This window comes from Streptomyces sp. HSW2009, from assembly GCF_040240285.1.
Classification (GTDB): Bacteria; Actinomycetota; Actinomycetes; order Streptomycetales; family Streptomycetaceae; genus Streptomyces.
Genome location: NZ_JBEHZD010000081.1, coordinates 1 through 20,147 on the forward strand (window position 1 = coordinate 1; position 20,147 = coordinate 20,147).

Below are 20,147 nucleotides of genomic sequence, written 5' to 3' on the forward strand. Positions count from 1 at the left end.
CCTCCCCCCCCCCCCCTCCCCGCGCCCCGCCGCGGGGGCCCCCCCCCGGGCCAAAACCCCGCCCGGGGCCGGGCCCGATGTGCGATGTGCGAGGTGGGGGACGGTGACGCGGGTCGCCCGGAGCGGGGCCAGGGACGTGAGCCGGCCCGGCCGGTGGGGCGCGGGGATGCCCGCGTGCGTCATGCGAACGTGCCTGCGTGCCGTGCCGTGCCGTGTCGTCTCATGCAGGTCCGGGCTGTCGTGCTGTGGCGTGTCAGGGCGGCGCAGCGGCAGGCAGTGGACGGGCGGACCATGCCGCAAGGGGCGCACCGCAGGTGCCGTAACGGACTGCGCCGGACACGCTGGCCACGGACGGCCCGCGCCCGCAGCGCAGCGCACCGCCCCGCCGCGCGAGGAAGGGCGATCTGGTGCGGGCGGGCCGGGCTCCTCGAAGAGCCTCCGCGGTAATGGGTGAGAACCATGTGTCGTCATGCGCGCACCGTCTTGGTGGCGGCCCGCCGGGGCCCCGTAAGACGCGGCCAGAGACGCCGCGCCGGCCCCGCGCCGGCCCCGCCCCGGCCCCGCCCCGGCCCCGCCCCGGCCCCGCACCGCCATCGATCACCGGCCGTTCTCGCAGGTCACCGCGGTGCCGGCAGGATTGTCAGTGCCGTACTCCACAATGGTGGGCGGACCGGGCGACCAGGTGCCGGAGGCCGGGCGCGAGACCGGCGGCCGGCCGTGGACGTACGGCGCGACGCGGGCACGGGAATCGGCCGGGGCGGGGAGACGGGCGTGAGCGCGCTGGGGTGGGGTTGCGGCCCTGCGGGGGGCGGCTGTGGAGGCGCGCGGCGGGATGGTGGCCGCCGGGCGAGGGCTCGTACGGGATGTGGCGTGCGGCGGTGGGGAGCGGCGGAAGCCGTCGCGGAAAAGGGCGTGGGCGCGGTGGGGGAGTCGAGGGAGGAACGGTAGTGATACGACGGGATCGATACGGCGCGTAGCGCGAGCGCGGTACGGAACGGGTGGCGGACGAGCCGGCGGCAACGGGCCGGCAGCAGCGGACAACGGGGCACGGCAGGCAGGGAGAGGCGTCATGGCGGTGTGGGACGACCTGGTGGGACAGGACCGGGTCGCTGAGCAACTCGCTGCTGCCGCGCGGGATGCGGATGTGCTGGTCACGGGGGCGGAGCGGGCGGGGGCCGGTACCACGGGCGCCGCGGCTGCGGCGGCTGGCGCGACCGGTGCGGGCGCGGCCGGCGGGGCGATTGCGGACGAAACGGCCGGTGGGTCCGGGTCCGGGCCCAGGGGTGGCCGGCGGCCGTCGGGCGCGAAGATGACGCACGCCTGGCTGTTCACGGGGCCGCCCGGTTCGGGGCGGGCGACGGCGGCCCGCGCGTTCGCGGCGGCGCTCCAGTGCGTCAGCCCGGACCGCGCTCTGGGCGGCGCGCCCGGCTGCGGCTTCTGCGACGGCTGCCACACCGCGCTGATCGGGACGCACGCGGACGTCGAGGTGGTCCGCACCGACCTGCTCAGCATCGGCGTGAAGGAGACCCGAGACCTGGTCCGCCGGGCCCAACTCGCGCCCGCGGTCGGGCGCTGGCAGGTCATCGTCCTGGAGGACGCCGACCGGCTGACCGAGGGCGCGGGCAACGTGCTGCTGAAGGCCATCGAGGAGCCCGCTCCCCGTACGGTGTGGCTGCTCTGCGCCCCGTCCCTGGAGGACGTGCTGCCGACGATCAGGTCCCGCTGCCGGCACCTCACCCTGCGCACGCCGCCGGTGGCCGCCGTCGCCGACGTGCTGGTACGCCGCGACGGCATCGACCCCGACCAGGCGGCAGCCGCCGCGCAGGCCCCCCAGGGGCACATCGACCGGGCCCGCCGGCTGGCCACGGACGAGCGGACCAGGCAGCGCCGTGCGGCGGTGCTGTCGTTGCCGATGCGGGTCGACGGCATCGGCGGCTGCCTCAAGGCCGCACAGGAGCTCGTCGACGCGGCGACCGAGGAGGCCAAGCAACTCGCGGAGGAAGTCGACACCAAGGAGACCGAGGAGTTGCGCGCGGCGCTCGGCGCGGCGGCGGGCACCGGCGGCCGGCTGCCACGCGGCACGGCCGGGGCGATGAAGGAGTTGCAGGACCGCCAGAAGCGCCGCTCGACCCGTACCCAGCGGGACAGCCTGGACCTCGCTCTGACCGACCTCACCGCGTTCTACCGCGACGTGTTGGCGCTCCAGTTCGGCTCCCAGGTGGCCATGGCCAATGCCGACCTCCGCGACGCGTTGGAGCGCATCGCGGAAAACTCCAGACCGGAGGCGACCCTGCGCCGGATAGAAGCGATCACCGCCTGCCGTGGCGCACTCGACCGCAACGTGGCCCCGCTGCTGGCGGTCGAAGCGATGACGCTGGCCCTGCGCGCGGGCTGAGAGCGCCCCGACGGCAGGCCGCCGCCCCCGCACCCACGGGCCGGCGAGTGGTCCGGGCGAAGTACGGGGCGAGCGCGTCGCGACGACGTTCACCCGTACGGCGCCAGCAATGGCAACGCTCCGCACATCCATCGATACGCTCCGATCTCGACGTGCGGGTTCGTCCGATGCCCGCCGCGTGGGGCCGTGACGAACGACTGAGGGATCGCCGATGGATACGAGCCGCCTGTTCCGTACCGCCGGGGTGCTGGCCGTCGGCGCGGCCGTACTGGCCTCGGGGTGTTCGGCGGACGGGTCGTCGACCACCGAGGGCGCGGCGGCGGCCACCGCGCGGGAGCCGACGGCGCGGTCGACGGGTTCCGGCGGCGTGGAGGGGGACCGCCCACGCGGCAGCGGTGCCACCGAAGGGCCCGACGGCCAGGCGCGCGACGGCGCCACGTGGTCACAGGACGGCGCGCGGCCGGTGGCCCCACTACGCCCGCTGCCCCGTGCGATCCCGGCGAAGCTGGAGCGCTACTACGAGCAGCGGCTGAGCTGGCGGCCCTGCCGGGAGCCGGCCAGGGCGGGCGGCCCCGGCCCCGCCGACGCGTCGAACGCGAAGGGATCATCGAGACCGGCCGGACCCGGCGGGCCGGCCGGACGGGCCGAAACGGCAGGAGCCCCGGGCACATCGGGAACCCCGGGCGAGCCGGGCGCGCAGAACCCCGCAGGCGCTTCGGCGATGCCCCCGGCCGAGCCGAACACGCCAGCCGCCCCCGCCGCCCCCACCCAGCCCACCGACTTCGAATGCACCACCCTGCTCGTGCCGCTCGACTACGCGCACCCGGACGCGGGTAGCGGCGACGTCCGGCTCAGCGTCTCCCGCAAGCGGGCCACGGACAAGGCCAGGCGGTTGGGATCACTGCTGGTCAACCCGGGTGGGCCGGGCGGTTCAGCGGTCGGCTACCTCCAGGCGTACGCGGCGCTCGGCTACCCCGCGCCGGTGCGGGCGCGGTACGACATGGTGGCCGCCGACCCACGCGGCGTGGCCCGCAGCGAACCGGTGACCTGCCTGCCCGGCCGCGACATGGACGCCTACGTACGGGTCGACCAGACCCCGGACGACGCCACGGAACGCCACCGCCTGGTCCGCTCGTACCAGGAACACGCCCGCGGTTGCCAGCGCCGCTCCGGCCGGCTGCTCGGGCACGTGTCGACGGTCGAGGCGGCGCGCGACATGGACGTGCTGCGGGCGGCGCTCGGCGACCGCAGGCTGACGTACGTGGGCGCGTCGTACGGCACGTTCCTCGGCGCCACCTACGCCGGACTGTTCCCGACCCGCGTCGGACGCCTGGTGCTGGACGGCGCGATGGACCCGACGCTGACCGCCGGGCAGATGAACCTGGACCAGACGGGCGGCTTCGAGACGGCGGTCACGGCGTTCCTGACGGACTGCGTGCGGCGGGCGGGCTGCCCGCTGGGCACCCGTGACCGGGCCACGGCCGTACGTCGCCTCGCCGAACTGTTCCAGCGCATCGACGCCAGGCCGCTGCCCACCCGCGAACGCCGCACGCTGACGGAGTCGCTGGCCACCACGGGGGTGCTCTCGGCGATGTACGACGAGGGCGCCTGGCCCCTGCTGCGCACCGGGCTCGCGGCGGCGGGGAAGGGCGACGGCACGGGGCTGCTGCAACTCGCGGACGCGTACTACGAGCGGTCGCCGGACGGCACGTACAGCAACCTGATGGCCGCCAACCAGGCCGTGAACTGCCTCGACCTACCGCCGTCCTTCCGCCGCCCGGCCGACGTCTCGAAGGCGCTGCCCGCCTTCGAGAAGGCGTCGCCGCTCTTCGGCAGCGGCCTGGCGTGGGCGGCCCTGAGCTGCACGTACTGGCCGGTCGAGGCGACCGGCGGCCCGCACCGCATCGAAGCCGCCGGCGCGCCCCCCATCCTCGTCGTGGGCACCACCCGCGACCCCGCCACCCCCTACCGCTGGGCCCGCGCGCTGGCCGCCCAGCTCTCCTCGGGCCACCTCCTGACGTACGAGGGCGACGGCCACACGGCGTACGGACGCGGCAGCACCTGCATCGACACCACGATCAACACGTACCTCCTCACAGGCCACCCACCCACCCCCGCCAAGCGCTGCTCCTAACCCCCTCCACCCCCCACCCACCCCACTGACCTGCACAAACACCCCGGAAACAACCTCGTACGGAGCACCCCGCGAAACTGTGTAAACTTGGCTCCGCTGTCACCGCCAATCAGGCGCCCACAGCATGCCGCCTTAGCTCAGTTGGCCAGAGCAACGCACTCGTAATGCGTAGGTCTCGGGTTCGAATCCCGAAGGCGGCTCAGTCAAACCCCAGGCCAGAAAGCTTCTGGCCTGGGGTTTTGTCGTTCGGTGGATGTGGCGCCGGCGCCGGGTGCGCTCTGTGCGGTTGTCTGCGGTCTCAGGTTTAGTCCCGGACGTGGGCCTGGGGGCTGCGCGGTCGGGGGCGTGGGAGTGGAGAGGAGCATTCGCCCATCCGACGCATCGCCTCTTCGACAGGTGCGAGCGGCCCGTCACGTAGCGGCGGGTCTGACTGATCTGGGTGTGCCGAAGAATTTCCATGATCGTGGGCATGTCGATGCTCAGCTCGTTCAGGATGGTGCCCGCGGTGTGGCGACTCCCGTCGGGCAGGCGGAGGTCATCGATCTCGGCCTCCGCCAGTAACTCCTGGAACTCCTCCCAGTTCTGGCAGGCCGTCCGGCCGCGAGAACACGACCCCCCAGTCTTCCCAGGCTCCACCCGCGGCTTCGCGCTCTGCGTCTTGCAGGGTGAGCGGGCCGATGAATGGCGCCGGGATCGGTACGGGGTTCCGGCTCTTTTTGGTCTTGGGGCGAGTGAAGACGAGACCGCCGACCTGCACCCGCCGGGCAGCGGACCCGTCGCCGCCATGGGTAGGCGTCTCTCGATCAACTCCCCCTTGCCATCCGCCACATCAAAACGCGTCGCACGTGAGCTCTACCAGCCTGGACCGATCCACGAGTGAGCTTTGAGAGAACCGACCTCCGGACAACTCCTAGGCGTCTCGGCCTCTCGGCCAGCGTCTTGGCGTTCGTCGTGTCGTTTGGAGGCGATTGACAGCGGTGGCTTCAAACGAGACCAAGCGGAAGCGGTTCTTCGCGTTGGATTCAGAGGAGTATCCCCTCTCACCTGTCCTGGGCATGTTAAGCGGAGACTGTCAGGAAGTGGATATCAAGATTGCCCGTAGACCTTGTTTCCGTAGGCCGCGGCGGGAGCCAGGTGACATAACGTACAGCCGGCCGTTGGTGACGACAGTCGTACCCAGATCGTGTCAGGTAAGAGTTTTCTCTCCCGTCTATCTCCACTTGGTGACGCGTTCACCCGACCAGGCGACGTCCTTGGGTGTGTGCGGAGTGAAGATGAGGAAGCGCCAGAGTTGCTATCGGGGGCAAAATGGGCAGTTTTCACACGAACGAGTGACTGGCTTCAGAACGTGCTCTCGACTTCTGTCGAGTCCGCCATGCTTGCTCATTGTCATCGACGACTAGCTTGGAGGCCATGATGGGCATCTTTGATCTCATCGAACGGAAGGTCCGCGAAAATTTCGGAGACGCGCCAGTTTGTGTGCACGTGGGAAATGTCGATGAATGCGATATTAAGCGACACCCTGTTTATTCGAAATTTCGGAGAGATGTGATCGCCGCAGGCGTCAAGTCGGCGCCGAGTTCTCGTATGTGGGAATCCCTGATCGCCATTGGTAGATTAAGCGACTTGATGGGTGATGAAACGTGGAGGTTGGTCATTCTTGATTGCATCATACCCTGCTTCCGTTCGGTTTCTGTAAGGGTTTCTCGTGATTTTGGCGCCGAGTTGGAGGAGGTCCAGTCGGCCATGGTGGTGACCGCGCTTGAGGTGTGGAACGATACATCTGCGGGTGTTTCGCCACGGCATGTCAGGGATCGCATGGTGAAGGGGGCCTTCGATGTTGCCTATCGAAAGGGGAGCTGCGCCCCGCCGGAGTATCCGATGGATGAAATGGAGCTTTTTCTTCAGTCAGAGGCACCCGCGCTGGGGTTTGGGTTAAGAGCGGCGTCGATTATCAATTCTGATCTCATTCGTGACGCGGATTTTGCGGAGCAACTCAAGGGGGAGCGTTACGGAGCTGTACTGCAGAAGCATGGGTGTATGGAAGACGTGCTGGGCTATCATGATGAAATTCGAACGGGGCGTCGATCGGGGTCGGTTAAACAGTCGGTTATGGCGCCTAGGCTGTCTCGGTTCAGTATCTCTGGCGTGAAGAACTATTACTACACTTCAGACCTATACCCTTCGTTCATTGGGCTCAAAGAAGCTGCGGTAGTGATGGGTATAACAGAATCTGCCGCGCATCGGCTCATTCGGGCAGGACAGTTCCCCTTCCCGGTGGCGCGAGCCGGGCGGAGTTACAAAGTCTCCACCAAGGCTCTCATGCATTTTAAAGAAATCCCGGATGTGATTGTCCACATGGACGACGTGGAGAACGGGGCTCGGCACGCGAGCGCCGGCGCATGGTGGTAGCGGGTGCGTCGCTAATTGTATGCCTCGGAGGTGAAACCCAGCAGCGAGCTGGCCCTGCTGGCAGGCTGCCGTGCCGGAGAGAGTGGTCTGGCCGTCGAATAAAAACTTTGTGGCCGAAAAGTTTTCGGTGTCGACAAGTCCGATAACAGATTCCCGCAAAGGGAATAGGCTGAAGCTTCCGCCCGAGGAATCGCAATCTGTCGATTTGATGGAGATTCCTCGCGTGGTCGACTCTGAGACTGACAGGCTGTGGCGCTTCGTATGGTCGGTGACGCGCTGCCATTACCTCTTCTCGCCACTGCACTCCCGCTTTGATTGTTGCCAGCCTGCGGTCGCGAAGTGTGTAGATACTGAGCGATCCACCTGGACATATTGCGCAAATCGAATAGTGCGACAATCGTGCCTGCGCGAAATGGGGTCTCGTGTGCCGTCGGCGCTGCCTGTCACGGTTGCGAAGGCCCCCTGAGGTATAGGCCCGAGTGCGAATCCCGAAGGTGGCTCCACTGAGAAGCCAGGTCAGAGTCAGTCTGACCTGGCTTTTTCTTTTTCTGAGGAGAGGAAGGGGAGGTTCGGTCGCGTCTCGCGCTACGGGGGGTGCCTCTATGTCTTTCGTCAAGGCATTTCTGTCGGGTTTGGGGTGGTTCGGGGTTGCTGGGGTTATGCAGTGAGTTCGATGTCTGTGGGGGTGCGGGATTCGTAGAAGGTGCCGTCGCGGAGCATGGCGAACAGGACGCTGATGCGTTGGCGGGCGAGGCGCAGGAGGGCTTGGGTGTGGGTTTTGCCGCGGGCTCGTTGCTTGTCGTAGTAGGCGCGGGAGGAGGGGTCGGCGTTCATGCAGGCGAAGGCGGACAGGAACATCGCGCGTTTGAGCTGCCGGTTTCCGCCTCGGGGTGCGTGTTCGCCATGGATCGAGGTCCCGGACGATTTCGTTGTGGGGGCGAGGCCGGAGTAGGAGGCGAGGTGGGCGGCGGTGGGGAAGCTGGTGCCGTCGCCGACGGTGACCAGCAAGACGGCGGCGGTCCTGACGCCGACGCCGGGCATCGGCGTCAGGACCTTCGAAAGAGGGTGGGCCACCAGCAGGCTGTTGATCTGGGCTTCCATCGCCCGGCGCTGGGTATGGACGGCGGCGAGCTGGCCGGCCAGGGACGGGATCACGATGTCCAGGGTGCCGGTTCCGGGCACCACCACGGTCTGCTCGTCCAGAGCGTCGAAGACGTCGTCGATCAGCCGCTGGGCCATGTGTGGGGCCTTGGGGCGGATCAGCTCCACGAGTCTGCGGCGGCCGGCTTTGCGCAAGGCGGCCGGAGAGCCGTAGCGCACCAGCAGCCAGGTCACGGCCTGGTGGTCTAGGCGTGGCCCAAGGACGCGTTCCAGGCTGGGGTGGAACTGGGTGAGCAGGCCGCGTATCCGGTTGGAGGTGCGGGTGGCCTCGGCGGCGAGGTCCTGGTCGAAGCCGGTCAGCACGCTCAACTCGGCGGTGATCTCGTCGGTGAGTTCCAGCGAGCGCAGGGTGTGCGGCATGGTCCGTGCGGCGTCCGCGATCACGGCCGCGTCCTTCGCGTCGGTCTTGGCCTCGCCGGGGTAGAGGTCGGCGATCCGGCGCATGGCCAGGCCGGGCAGGTAGGCGACCTGGCAGCCGGCATCGCGGGCGACGGTCAGCGGCAGGGCGCCGATGGAGGCGGGCTGGTCCACGATGACCAGGACGGTGCCGAACTTTGCGGTCAGCTTGTCGAAGACGGCCCGCAGCTTCGGTTCGCTGTTGGGCAGCGGCTTGTCGAAGACCTTCTTCCCGGCCGGGGTCAGCCCGTGGCCGTGGTGAACGGTCTTGCCGACGTCCAGGCTGAGGAACACGCCTACGTCATCGATCTCGAACATCGCGCCCTTTCCGGGATGTTCACGGTGCCGGCCTCGGCTCGGGTGTCGTGCTCGCGCATCCACGTTATGCAGACCTGCCGCCCGCGAGCCGTCCGGCATTGCGCCGGACCGGGCGGTGGCCGGACCTCTGATCAGCGTCTCCGACGAACACCCCCGGGCTCGGTGACACCACCCCCCAGGTCATGCCCTCGACAGGGGGACACAGTCATGCCGGGCCCGGAGGCCAGCGGCCCTCTTGCAGGACCGCGAAAAAGATAACGGAGAAGGGGGGCGCGAGGGGGCGTGTGAGGGTGGGGTGGGGGTGGTTGCAGTGTGGGGTGGGGGTGTTGGTGGGGTGGGGCGCCTGCACGGGAGAGGGGGATTCCTCGGATCGCCGGCGGGGCCGTTGTGGGTTCGGGCACATTGAGTACATGAACGGTTACGAAGACCAGGTGCCCGCCTATCTCACGTTCCGTATCGCCGCACAGGAAGGGCCCGTCGCAGCGCTGGCCAACCAGGAGGCGTGGACGGCACGGGAGTTGTACCCCGAGCTCATGGGGGTCGGGATGCCCGAGTTCTTCTATGCGAGAGAGTGCGAGACCGGCGGTTGGGAGCTGTGCGAGTTCGGGACCAGCGAGCCGCAGGGGACCAGGGACTCCCTGGGGAGCCACTTCCGGCGGCGGGCCAAGGGGGCCGAGGAGGCCGGGGACATGACCGCGCAGGCGGAGTGGATGGCGGCTGCGCTGCGGATGGATCGCGAGGTCGTCGACGAGATCGTGGTGCGCGGGGAGCGCTTCCGCGTCGTGCGCGCGTCGAAGTTCATCCGTATGGGCAGGAGCGGGCCCGAGCCGCCGCGCCCCTCCGACCCGGACCCGGGCGAGGTGGGGGAGTCGCACCGGTTGCGGTCGCGTACCAAGGGGTTCGTCGTCGACCCGTACGTTGCGACGGGGATGTCCGACGGGCTGCTGAAGCTGGATCTCGCGCAGTTCATCGGCGTGCCCACGCCCGGGATGCCGCCCGAGATGGGGCGGGACGCCAGGGAGGCGGTGGTGCGGCATCCGGGAGGCGTGCTGCTGCCCGCGGTGTTCATGGTGTCCGAGCGGGTCGACGGGGTGTGGAAGGCGCAGAATCCCGGGTCGTCGGACGGTACGCCGCAGGGGGCCAGGGACGGGTTGGCGTCGTGGTTGCGGGTGATGGCGCCGTTCACGATGGAGCTGACCGAGGAGGAGCGCGCGGAGTACGCGCGCGCCGCCGACGTGCTCGATGAGAAGCGCAGCAACAGCGTGTGCGTGGACGGCCGCCGGTTCCGCATCACCCGGGTCGAGCGGCTGATGCGGATCGGCCCCGACGGGCCGGAGGGCCCGCGGCCCAGCGACTTCGAGTCGCAGGTCCCGCTGGAGGTGCAGAACCAGCAGCTCAAGGACCAGGGGCTGTGGAAGGACGAGGACGAGGAAGAGAACACGCCGATCGAACTCGATGAGCGGACCCTTGAGTTGAAGGCGCTGTGGGAGCAGGAAGAGGCCCGCCGGGCGGCGGTCAAGGAGCGTAAGAAGCGCGTTTGATCCCCCTTTCTCACGCCCACTCTCCACCCGCCTGCTCAGCCCCCACCCAGTCCCGGCCGTCTGCTCAGCCCCCGCCCAGCCCCGGCCACCTGCTCAGCCCCCACTCAGCCCCTCGTCCCCTACTCCTGGAGCGCAGGTTGTGGTGGGCGTGGTGAGAGGGCGGTCTGTGTGATGTCCGTGACGAGTTGGATGACTTCGGCGCCGTACGCCTCGGAATCCACGACCTTGAGCAACAGGCAGAAGGGTTGCTCGCCATGGGTCTGTGCCAGGGCTGCGTGGTGGCGGTTCACATAGCGTGCGGCGGCGAAGTTCGTCAGGGCGCGTTGGCCGCAGATGAGGAAGATCGGACGGGCGCCTTCGTGCGCGCGTAGGCGGGCGAGGAGTACGTATTCCACGTGGCCGGGCTCCATGCGGTACACCTCGCCGCCGACGGTGAACGCACCGCACTGCGGGCCCGATTCCGTCTCGACGTCCATGGTGAATCCGGGGAGAAGGTTGCGCAGGTGGGCGGCCATGCGGTCGTTCGATATCGGGCCGCCGATGCAGAATTCGGTGATCTGCCCCAGGCCGGTTCCTGGCGCGTCGTGCGGCACGATCTTCGCTTCTGACTTGCACGCTTTGATCAGCATCGAGAGTTCGAGCAGGGCGAATACGTCCTGGCGGGCGACCGTCCAACTGGATTGGCCCGCCTTGCCGTTCACGACGAGCAGGCTTTCTTCGCCGGGGCGCAGGCCGAAGAATCGTAGTTTGCTGCGGAAGGCGCGATTGAGGGTGTAGGTGCGTACGAACCAGCCCAGTGCGGCGCTGATCCCCGAAGCCACCAGCCCCAGCAGCACGTTGCGCACGTCATCGCTCATACAGGGGATCGTAAGGACCGGCGGTGGTTTCGGCACGGGTGCGCCGGGGCACGCCGGGTGCGCCGGGGCCTGGCGGCCCGCGCTGAGCTGCTGCCCGGGGACTGGGGAAAGGAGCCCGGCCCTTGCCGCCGCCCCGCGCCGCCGTCCCGCGCCGCCCCGCCGTCGCGCCCCGCCGTCCCGTCGTCGCCCCCTGCCGCTACTCCCCCTCCCACCCCGCCGTTCGCCACTCCCGGGCCTGTTCGTCCGCGGTGGAGCTGGGGGCGTGGGCGGTGATGGCCGTGGGGAGGTCGGGGTGGACGGGGATGGTGGGGGCATCGGGGTGCGGGACCAGCGAGCCGTCGGCGGGGATGGCAGCGAGGGCCAGGGTGCGGCCGGCCAGGGCCAGTTGGTGGGCCGCGGTGACGATGGCCAGTTGGCCCTCCGCCGACCAGCCGCGGAGTTCGGTCAGGTCGACGATGATCGGACCGGTGCCGCGGGCCAGGGCCCAGCCGATCGCGCCGGTGAAGCGGTGGGCGGCGTGCGGCCCCAGATAGCCGGCGACGGAGAGCAGGCCCAGGTGCCGTTCGCTGCGGTAGCGCCATTCGATGGTCATGCTGTGGTCAGCTCCCTGTCTCTGTGCTGTGTACGGGCCGGGCAGTGCGCGGCATTCTCGCGTACGGATTCGACGCCGTCACCGGCGCCGGCGGTGTGTCCGGGCGCCGGGCCGGGGCGCCGGGTTGACGTTCGCCCGCGGAATCACGGCCGGCAGCCGGGTCCGCCCCCACCGGAAGCACCCCTACCGGATGTCCCACCCGGCCCCGCCCCATCCACCTCGGCCAACCCGGCGGCCACCCCGTCGACTCCGTCGACCCTGCTCATCCCATCTCCGCCGTCGACCCCGGCCGCCCCGTCCGCGCCCACCGCCCCCGCGGGCAGCACCCCCGTACGGGCCAGCAGTGCACGCGCGCCGCGTACCGCTTCCGGGGTCGTCGCGTACTCGTGGCCGTCGGAGCGGAGGAGCGGGAGGGTGCCGACCGAGGTCAGGACGTGGCGGTGTTCGGGGCGGATTCCGCTGGTGAGGACCGTGACGCCGCGGCGGTTGAGCTTTGCCACCGCGTCCTTGAGCACCAGGGCGCCGGTCGCGTCGATGGTGGTCACCCGGGACATGCGCAAGATCACCACGCGTACGTCGCTGACCTCGCTCAACTCCAGCAGGAAGCGGTGCGCGGCGGCGAAGAACAGGGGGCCGTCCATGCGGTAGGCGACGATGTGCTCGGCGAGCAGCGCGTGTTCCTCGGCGGTGTGGTCGCCGGCGGACAGCGGCACCTCGTCCAGGCGGACCTGGAGGGCTATGGCGCGGAGCGCGAGGACGCCCGCCACGGCCAGGCCGATGATCACCGCGTACACCAGGTCCAGGGCGAGCGTGGCCGTGGCGGTGAGGACGAGGACGAGGGCGTCGGAGCGGGTCGCCCGGGTCATGGCGCGCAGCGAGCCGACCTCGACCATGCGGATCGCGGTGGCCAGCAGGACGCCGGCGAGTGCGGCGAGCGGGACGCGGGAGACCAGTGGGGCGGCTGCGAAGACGATGCCGGCGAGTACGGCGGCGTGTGTGAGGGCGGAGAGCCGGGAGGACGCGCCGGCGCGCACGTTGACCGCGGTGCGCGCGATGGCGCCGGTGGCGGGCACGCCGCCGAAGAGCGGCGCGGCGATGTTGGCCAGGCCCTGGCCGAAGAGTTCCCGGTCGGGGTCGTGCTTCTGGCCGACGGTCATGCCGTCGGCGACGGACGCGGACAGCAGCGACTCCAGCGCGGCGAGCGCGGCGACCGCGACCGCCGACGGCAGCAGCGTGCCCAGCGCTCCCAGGTCGAGGAAGCCGAGCGAGGGGGCCGGCAGGCCGGCGGGCAGGTCGCCGATGGGGGGCGCGGCGTCCAGGTGGAACGCCTGCGCGACGAGGGTGGCCGCGATCACCGCGACGATGGAGAACGGGACGGCCGGCCGCCGGTGCGCGCCGATCAGCATGAGCGCGGCCACGGCGACGGCGAGGCCGACGGCGGTCCAGTTCGGCCCGTCGGCGAAGTCCCGGACCGCCCGCCAGGCGACGACCAGCACCTGGTCGCCCTCGGGCTTGTCGACGCCGAGCGCGTTCGGCACCTGTTGCAGGCCGATGACCGCGGCGATGCCCAGCGTGAAGCCCTCGACGACGGGCGCGGGCACGTACCGCATGTACGTACCGGCCCTGGCCAGCGCCAGCCCGACCAGTAGGACGCCGGCGACCAGGCCGACGGTGAGGACGCCGCCGGGGCCGTGTTCGGCGGCGATCGGTACGAGGACGACGGTCATGGCGCCGGTCGGGCCCGACACCTGGAGGTTGGAGCCGCCGAAGACGGCGGCGAGCGCGCCGGCGACCACCGCGGTGGCCAGGCCCGCCTCGGCGCCGAGCCCGGAGGAGACGCCGAAGCCGAGGGCGAGCGGCAGCGCCACGATGGCGACGGTGAGGCCGGCGAGCAGGTCGCGGCGCGGGTTGCGGGTGGCGTCCGCGAGGTCGGCGCGGGCCGGCAGCAGTGCGCCGAGCCGGCCGAGCACGGCCCGTGGGCCGCGGGGTGCCGTGCTCAGCACGGGACCCTCCCGCCGCCCTGCAACTCGGCCAGCAGCGCGTGTTGGCCGGTCAGCAGCTCGGTCAGGATGCGCCGCGCGGCGTGCATGAGCTCGGCGACGTCGCCGCCGGCGAGCGCGTACACCACGGTCGAGCCGTCACGCCGCGAGCTGACGATGCCGGACCTGCGCAACATCGTGAGCTGCTGGGACAGCGCCGACGGCTCCACTTCGATCGCCGCGAGCAGCTCCCGTACCGGCATCGGGCCGTCTTGCAACAGCTCCAGGACCCGTATCCGTACGGGGTGGCCGAGCATGCGGAAGAACTCGGCCTTGGCCTGGTACAGCGGAACCGACACGCGACCCTTCTCTCCGACCGGGGCGCCCGCTGGGGGCGTCGCGTACGTCTGGGCGGTCGTGCCCGGGGCAGCCCCGCGGCAGCCGCTGGTGCGGGTCGTCGTGGGGCGACCGCCGGGGGCGGCTGCGGTGCGGCGCCTGCCGTGCGGGGACTGCGGGGGATGCCCGTGGGCGGGGCCCGCACATCGGCTGCGGGCACGACCCGCACACCATCTAATGAATTGCAGAATTTCGCAATTGAGATACTCGCCACTTACACTGCCGCGGTGAGCGAGAACCTTCCCCCCTGCCCCGAGTGCGCCAGCGCCTACACCTACGAGATGGGCGCGCTGCTGGTCTGCCCCGAATGCGCCCACGAGTGGTCCGTGACCTCGACCGGCGCGGCCGATGAGACCGCCGGTGAGCGGGTCGTCAAGGACGCGGTGGGCAATGTGCTCGCCGACGGCGACACGGTCACCGTCGTCAAGACCCTCAAGGTCAAGGGCAGCCCGTCCGGCATCAAGGCCGGCACCAAGGTCCGCAATATTCGGCTGATTGCGGACGGTGTGGATGGCCATGACATCGACTGCAAGGTGGATGGTTTCGGGCCCATGCAGCTCAAGTCGAGTGTGGTGAAGAAGGCTTGATGTTGGGTGGCTCGAAGGGGCTCGTACGGACTCGTGCGGGCTCGGTTCGAGCCGGTGGGGCTGATGGTGGCTTGGGCGGCTGATCTGTGAGGTGGGCTGTACGGCGGGTTCGCAGCGCGAGTCCGTCGTACGAGTCCGTAGTGCGGGCTTGTGCCGTGGTGGGTGCGGTGGCTGGACTCCGACCGGCTTTTGCGGGGGGCTCGGGAGTTTCGGGCCTGGGCGGATGTGCGGGGGCGGCGGCGCAGCGGGCGGCTGTGGCGCGGGTGGAGCGGGCCATGGGGGGAGTGGGATGTGGAGGCCGGGAACGTTTTCGTCGCCACTGACATCAACGCGGTGTGCAGCCGGTGGAGAACGCCATGGCCACCGCGGAAGCCCTTGCCGCGGCCTTTGACCGGTGGCAGGAATCCGATCGGGGCCTTGTTTCTGTTTATGGCGTACCTCTGAATGCCTTGATCGGCAATCGAGATTTCTGAGCGGGGAGTTCTGGGCAGGGAGTTCTGGTCCGGGAATCCTGAGAGGGGTTCCCGAGCGGGGGGTTGGGGGCGGTTTCGCTTCGCTTTGGGTGCGCTGGCCGTGCGCGGGCGCGCTGGTCAGCGCGGGGCTCGGGGCAGTGCGCCGGCGGTCTGCCGCGCGCCGGAGCCGCGGCGTGAGTGGGGGCGATGCGCGCACGCCTACCGCCCCCACCTGCGGAGATCGCTTCCCCGCGGACCCCTGACCGCCCCGCCCCAGCCATCCCCCGCCCCCTCCTCCCGCTCGACTTCCTCCCCCTCGCCCCGGCCGTCCCACCGGCCCGGTAAAGAGGCGGGAATCAACTCCCTTCGCGCAGCGGCCAATTTGTCGCTATCCGGCTTTCAGCCCGACTGTTAGCTTGACTGTAAGTCTCGTCGGAGAGGATGACCATGACATCCGTACGCCGCAATGTGGAGATTGCCATTCTGGTGTGCCCCGGTTATATGCCGGTCGACATCATCGGGTTTCACACCGCCTTCGGGCTGCTGTCGGGCGTGAATGTGCATCTCGTGTGGAAGGACCGGGACGAGGTGGTGGGGATGCCGAACTTCCCCACCCGGGCCACGACGACTTTCGCGGAATGCCCGGCCGATCTCGACGTGCTGTACGCGGGGGCGGTACCGGCCGAGGTGTTCGAGGACGCGGAGGTGCTTGAGTTCCTCGCCGATCGGGGGAGTCGGGCGACATGGGTGGCGGGCGTGTGTGCGGGGGCGCTGTTGATGGGCGCGGCCGGATTGTTGCGCGGCTACCGTGCCACGACCAATTTCCAGATGCGCGACAACCTCGCCTCGTACGGCGCGATACCGGCGCGCGGGAACGTGGTCGAGGACCGGAATCGGATCACCTCGGGCCCGGCGACCGGGAGTTTCGAGATCGGGCTGCGCCTCATCCAGGCGCTGTTCGGTGACGAGGCCGCACGGGAGATGGAGTTGCTGGTGGAGTACGCGCCGCAGCCCCTCTTCGGCGTCGGCACTCCCGAACTCGCAGGTCCCGAACTCACCGACCGGGTAAGGGCGATGGCACCCGAAGAGCGGACGCCGTACGACGAGGTGGCGGAGCGGGCGGCGCGGCGGCTCGGCATACGCGCCGAATCCGCCTGATCGACGGGGCCGGACGGACCGGCCGATCCGCTGCGACCGACCCAGCCGATGCAGCCGGTCCCACCGGTCTCATCGGCTGGTTGCGGGCTGATTCCGTCGATCCGGCTAATCCGGCTATTCCGTACGTGATGGCCCCTTGGCTGCGAGACTGGTGGGGAATTCCAGCCGTCGTGCCCGCCGTCAAGGAGAGCCGCAGTGAACACAGCGCCCGAGATGCCGTGGTCGACGGTGATGCTGTTGATCAGCGCCGGACGGCACCTGCAACGCCAGATCGAATCCGACCTCGCCGACATCGGCCTGTCCTTACGGCAGTTGGGCGCGCTCGGCCACATAGCGGGCAGTCCCGAACTCTCCTACAGCGACCTGGCCCGCCGTGCCGGAATCACCACCCAGAGCATGCGCGCCACCATTCTCATGCTGGAGGAACAGGGCGCCGTGCGTTGTGACCTCGCCGGTCAGGGCCGCCGCGCCCACCTCGAACTCACCCAGGACGGCGAGCGCCTCCTCGCCGAGGCCCGCCGCATGATCTCGCTGCGCGACCGCACCTTCGCCGAGGGCCTCGAAGCCGAGGAGGAAGCGGCGCTCCACGCGGCCCTGCACCGGGGGTGCAGGACCCGGCGGGAGCGGGGGGTTCGTGGGTGGGGTGAGGGTGGGTGACGCACCCGACCCCCGCTCGGGGCCCGGCCCGGCACGGACTCCCGTGACGCACTCGATCCTCACTCCGGCCCCCGCCCGGCACGGCCCCCCCGTGACACACTCGATCCCCACCGCAGGGTCCCTCCCGGGTCGCCCCGTGGGCGGTGGGGTGTGGGGGAGGTCGTGGGTTCTTCTGCGTTGTTGATCGTGTTGGAGCGGGGGAGTGGCGTCCCGTTGCAGCAGCAGGTGTGTGATCAGGTCACCGCGTTGGTGCGGGCGGGGCGGTTGCGGCCGGGGGACGGGGTGCCGGCCTCGCGGGAGTTGGCCGCGCAGCTCGACGTGTCGCGGACCGTCATCACGCGGGCTTACGAACTGCTGCGGGCGCGTGGGGTGTTGACGGCGCGGCGCGGTTCGGGGACGCGGGTGGCGGCGCGGGCGGAGCAGGTGGCGGATGGTGCGGGTGGAGCGCCCGCCGCGTTGTCGGTCCTGGCGCCGCAGCCGCCGCGGGACACCGACGGGACGGACGCGTTGTGGCAGCCGTGGGAGCCGCCGCCCGCCGGGCGGGCCGGTACGGCGCTGGACTTCCGGCACGGGACGCCCGCCCTTGCGGCGTTCCCGGTGGCCCGCTGGCGGCAGTCGCTGCACGACGCTTACGGGCGCGCGGACGTGGACGCGCTCGGGTACGGGCCGGCCGAGGGGGCGCCCGCGCTGCGGCGGGAGATCGCAGCCCTGGTGCGGCGCAGCCGGGCGCTGGACGCCTCGCCGGACCGGGTGGTGGTGACCGGCGGCGCCACCCAGGCGCTGGACATCCTGGTGCGGGCGCTGGTCGCGCCCGGTGACGTGGTGGTCATCGAGGACCCGAGCCACACCGTGTTGCGGCAGGTCTTCGGCTGTTCGGCCGCGTCCGTGGTGCCGGTGCCGGTGGACGACGAGGGGCTGCGGGTGGCCGACATCGACGGCTGTGTACGGGCCAGGGGGCTCGATCCGGGGCGGGTGAAGTTGGTGTACGTGACGCCCTCGCACCAGTTCCCGACCGGCGTCATCCTCTCCGAGGGGCGCCGCCGCGCGCTGCTGGCCTGGGCGTACGAGCACGGCGCGACGGTGCTTGAGGACGACTACCACAACGAGTTCACCTTCTCCGCCGAGCGGCTGCCCGCGCTCGCCGCCGAGCGGCACCGGGAGACCGTGGTGTACGTGGGCAGCTTCAGCAAGACCCTCTTCCCCGCGCTGCGCATCGGGTACGCGGTGCTCCCCGCGCACCTGGTGCGGCCCTTCCTCGGCATCAAGTGGATCACCGACCGGCTGACGCCGACGGTCGCTCAGGAGGCGCTGGCCGACTTCATCGCCAGCGGCGCGTACACCCGCCACATCAGCCGTATGACGCGGCTGTACCGGCAGCGCAGGGGGCGCCTCCTGGAGGCGCTGTACGAGCACTTCGGGGCCGGGGTGCGGATTTCGGGGGAGGCGGCGGGGCTGCACGTCCTGGTCACCCTGCTCGGTGCGCGCGGGGTGTCGGAGGAGGAGATCGTCCGCCGCGCCGCCGCCCGTGGCGTACGGATATACCCCGCTTCCGGATATTTCGTCCAGGGGTCGCCGGCCGAGCCGACGTTCCTGATGGGGTACGCGGCGCTGTCCGTCGCCCGGATCACCGAGGGGGTGGCGCTGCTGGCCGCGGCGGTGCGGGAGGGGGAGCAGCCGGGGTGAGGGGCGGCTGTCGGGTGGTGTGGGTGGGTGGCGGTTGCTGGGGCGGGTGAGGCGTGGGTGAGCGGAGCGTGGGTGAGTGAGGCGCGGGTGGGTGGGTGAAGTGGGGGCGGCGGAAGCGGGGGCGGTGGGCGTGCGGGACCGTGCAGTCGAAGTGGCTCTTGGCGGTGCGGCCTTCGGCGGACAGGGTGGTGGAGTAGGCGGGGGACTGGCTCGGGTCGAGCGGGAAGCCGGGGCGGTCGGGCAGCACCGTGATGTCCTGGTCGGCCTGGAGCCTGGTGGTCATCGCCCACCACAGGTCCGCGTCCGACTCCAGGTCGACGTCGTCGTCGACCGACACCACCAGCTTGGCCATCCGGAACTCTTCGAGCACCGCCAGCGCGGCCGGCCGGATCGCCGCGTCGTCCGCGACCGTGCGGTCCGAGCGCCACTGGAGCACCACCATGAGTTGGCCGCCGCCCGCCGTGTGGCAGTGCACGGCCGCGATCGGCGCGCCCCGCTCGCGCAGCCGGGCAAGCACCGCGGCCTCCATGCCGTACCCGAGGAGGATCGACTGCTCGTGCCCGGGGCCCGAGCAGGTCTGGAGGATGGCGCCTTCGCGGGCGGTGATGCCGGTGATCCGTACGGTCGGCAGGGCGGGGTGGGCCCGCCCCTGGTAGCCGAGGAACTCCGGGGTCGCCGCCGGGCCGCGCGGGTTCTCCGGGACCGGCTCCGGCCGCAACTCGCCCTCCAGGACGTACTCGGCGTGCGCGATGCACTCCGCGTCCACGGTCAGGCAGTCGGTGAGCTCGACGGGCGCGCCGGCCAGGCCACCGGCCACCGCCAACTCGTCCGTGCCGCGCGGCACCAGCGAGGTCGGGCAGCAGGAGGCGAGCAGCACGGCGGGGGCCAGGCCCAGGTGGATGGCGACCGGCAGCGGCCGGCCGGTGCGTTGGGCCGCCTGGTGGGCGGCTTCCAGGTCGCGGCCCGGCACCATCCACAGGGTGAGCAGGTCGGGCCCCTGCACGCACATCCGGTGGATGGAGAGGTTGCGCACCCCCGTCTCGGGGTCGGTGGCGAGCACCGCGCCGAGGGTCAGGTACGGTCCCGCGTCCTCGTCGGTGAGGACCGGGAAGGGCAGTGCGCTCAGGTCGGGGGCGAGCCGGACGCGGCGCGGGGCGGCCGGGCCCGACGGGGGCGCGGGGACCGGCGGTACGGGCGCCGCCACCGCTGCCAGCAGGCGGTACGGGAGCCTGGCCGGGGTCGTGCCGAGGAGGGCCGCGGCGCGTTCGCGGGTGCCGTAGAGGCCGATGAGGACGGCCCGCGGCGGCCGGCCGGCGGCGGGTGGGGTGACGCGCTCGAAGAGGATCGCGGGGCCGGGGCCGGTGGGCGGCGGGGGCGGGGTGCCGGCCCCCCGCGCGTACCGGGAGGAGCCCCCGAACGCGGCCGGGCC

General features: G+C 70.9%; 14 protein-coding genes, 1 tRNA gene and 1 pseudogene. 9 read left to right on the forward strand and 7 right to left on the reverse strand.

The window, feature by feature from the left end:
- Positions 1-1,069: 1,069 nt before the first annotated feature.
- The 3 genes from AAHZ94_RS09370 (at position 1,070) to AAHZ94_RS09380 (ending at position 4,729) form a co-directional block, all read left to right on the forward strand.
- Positions 1,070-2,395, forward strand: coding sequence for a DNA polymerase III subunit delta' (locus AAHZ94_RS09370; protein WP_349992110.1), 1,326 nt, complete (start codon positions 1,070-1,072; stop codon positions 2,393-2,395).
- Positions 2,396-2,924: 529 nt separating this feature from the next.
- Positions 2,925-4,529 carry an alpha/beta fold hydrolase gene (locus tag AAHZ94_RS09375; RefSeq protein ID WP_349992134.1) on the forward strand — a complete coding sequence of 535 codons (1,605 nt, stop codon included), beginning with the start codon at positions 2,925-2,927 and terminating at the stop codon, positions 4,527-4,529.
- Between the two features lie 126 nt (positions 4,530-4,655).
- Positions 4,656-4,729: transfer RNA gene (locus AAHZ94_RS09380), tRNA-Thr, on the forward strand.
- 268 nt (positions 4,730-4,997) lie between these two features.
- Here the strand turns inward: AAHZ94_RS09380 and AAHZ94_RS36390 are convergent.
- A pseudogene (locus AAHZ94_RS36390) lies at positions 4,998-5,315 on the reverse strand (hypothetical protein); the annotation flags it as partial.
- A 627-nt stretch (positions 5,316-5,942) separates the two neighbouring features.
- Here AAHZ94_RS36390 and AAHZ94_RS09390 point away from each other — a divergent pair.
- The gene (locus tag AAHZ94_RS09390) at positions 5,943-6,941 is read left to right on the forward strand and encodes a helix-turn-helix transcriptional regulator (RefSeq protein WP_349992112.1); all 999 of its coding nucleotides are present in this window, start codon (positions 5,943-5,945) and stop codon (positions 6,939-6,941) included.
- Between the two features lie 657 nt (positions 6,942-7,598).
- On the opposite strand, the gene AAHZ94_RS09395 is transcribed toward AAHZ94_RS09390, so the two are convergent.
- Positions 7,599-8,816: an IS110 family RNA-guided transposase gene (locus tag AAHZ94_RS09395; protein WP_349992113.1), complete on the reverse strand. Its 1,218-nt coding sequence runs from the start codon at positions 8,814-8,816 to the stop codon at positions 7,599-7,601.
- A gap of 410 nt (positions 8,817-9,226) precedes the next feature.
- Between AAHZ94_RS09395 and AAHZ94_RS09400 the strand changes: the two genes are divergently transcribed.
- Positions 9,227-10,357, forward strand: a complete 1,131-nt coding sequence (locus AAHZ94_RS09400) for a DUF5954 family protein (protein ID WP_349992114.1) — start codon at positions 9,227-9,229, stop codon at positions 10,355-10,357.
- A 119-nt stretch (positions 10,358-10,476) separates the two neighbouring features.
- Here AAHZ94_RS09400 and AAHZ94_RS09405 read toward each other — a convergent pair whose 3' ends face one another.
- From AAHZ94_RS09405 to AAHZ94_RS09420, 4 genes are all read right to left on the reverse strand, one after another.
- Entirely contained in the window at positions 10,477-11,214 is a 738-nt protein-coding gene (locus AAHZ94_RS09405) for a hypothetical protein (RefSeq protein ID WP_349992116.1), read from the reverse strand.
- Positions 11,215-11,410: 196 nt separating this feature from the next.
- Positions 11,411-11,806 carry an STAS domain-containing protein gene (locus AAHZ94_RS09410; protein ID WP_349992118.1) on the reverse strand — a complete coding sequence of 132 codons (396 nt, stop codon included), beginning with the start codon at positions 11,804-11,806 and terminating at the stop codon, positions 11,411-11,413.
- 143 nt (positions 11,807-11,949) lie between these two features.
- Positions 11,950-13,806 carry a SulP family inorganic anion transporter gene (locus AAHZ94_RS09415; protein WP_502964623.1) on the reverse strand — a complete coding sequence of 619 codons (1,857 nt, stop codon included), beginning with the start codon at positions 13,804-13,806 and terminating at the stop codon, positions 11,950-11,952.
- A complete protein-coding gene (locus AAHZ94_RS09420; RefSeq protein WP_349992122.1) occupies positions 13,803-14,144 on the reverse strand; it encodes an ArsR/SmtB family transcription factor in 342 nt (113 codons plus the stop codon). The genes AAHZ94_RS09415 and AAHZ94_RS09420 overlap by 4 nt, the downstream gene beginning before the upstream one ends.
- A gap of 264 nt (positions 14,145-14,408) precedes the next feature.
- Here AAHZ94_RS09420 and AAHZ94_RS09425 point away from each other — a divergent pair, with 264 nt between their 5' ends.
- The 4 genes from AAHZ94_RS09425 (at position 14,409) to pdxR (ending at position 18,718) form a co-directional block, all read left to right on the forward strand.
- Positions 14,409-14,768, forward strand: coding sequence for a zinc ribbon domain-containing protein YjdM (locus AAHZ94_RS09425; protein WP_349992124.1), 360 nt, complete (start codon positions 14,409-14,411; stop codon positions 14,766-14,768).
- 899 nt (positions 14,769-15,667) lie between these two features.
- On the forward strand, positions 15,668-16,378 hold the full coding sequence (locus AAHZ94_RS09430; RefSeq protein WP_349992126.1) for a DJ-1/PfpI family protein: 711 nt from the start codon (positions 15,668-15,670) through the stop codon (positions 16,376-16,378).
- Positions 16,379-16,573: 195 nt separating this feature from the next.
- Entirely contained in the window at positions 16,574-17,035 is a 462-nt protein-coding gene (locus tag AAHZ94_RS09435; protein WP_349992128.1) for a MarR family winged helix-turn-helix transcriptional regulator, read from the forward strand.
- 162 nt (positions 17,036-17,197) lie between these two features.
- Positions 17,198-18,718 (forward strand): MocR-like pyridoxine biosynthesis transcription factor PdxR, encoded by a 1,521-nt coding sequence (gene pdxR / locus AAHZ94_RS09440; protein ID WP_349992130.1) that lies wholly within the window; start codon positions 17,198-17,200, stop codon positions 18,716-18,718.
- On the opposite strand, the gene AAHZ94_RS09445 is transcribed toward pdxR, so the two are convergent.
- A partial coding sequence (locus AAHZ94_RS09445) for a UbiD family decarboxylase domain-containing protein (protein ID WP_349992133.1) occupies positions 18,660-20,147 on the reverse strand: 1,488 nt, incomplete at its 5' end. The two genes, pdxR and AAHZ94_RS09445, sit on opposite strands and share 59 nt — an antisense overlap.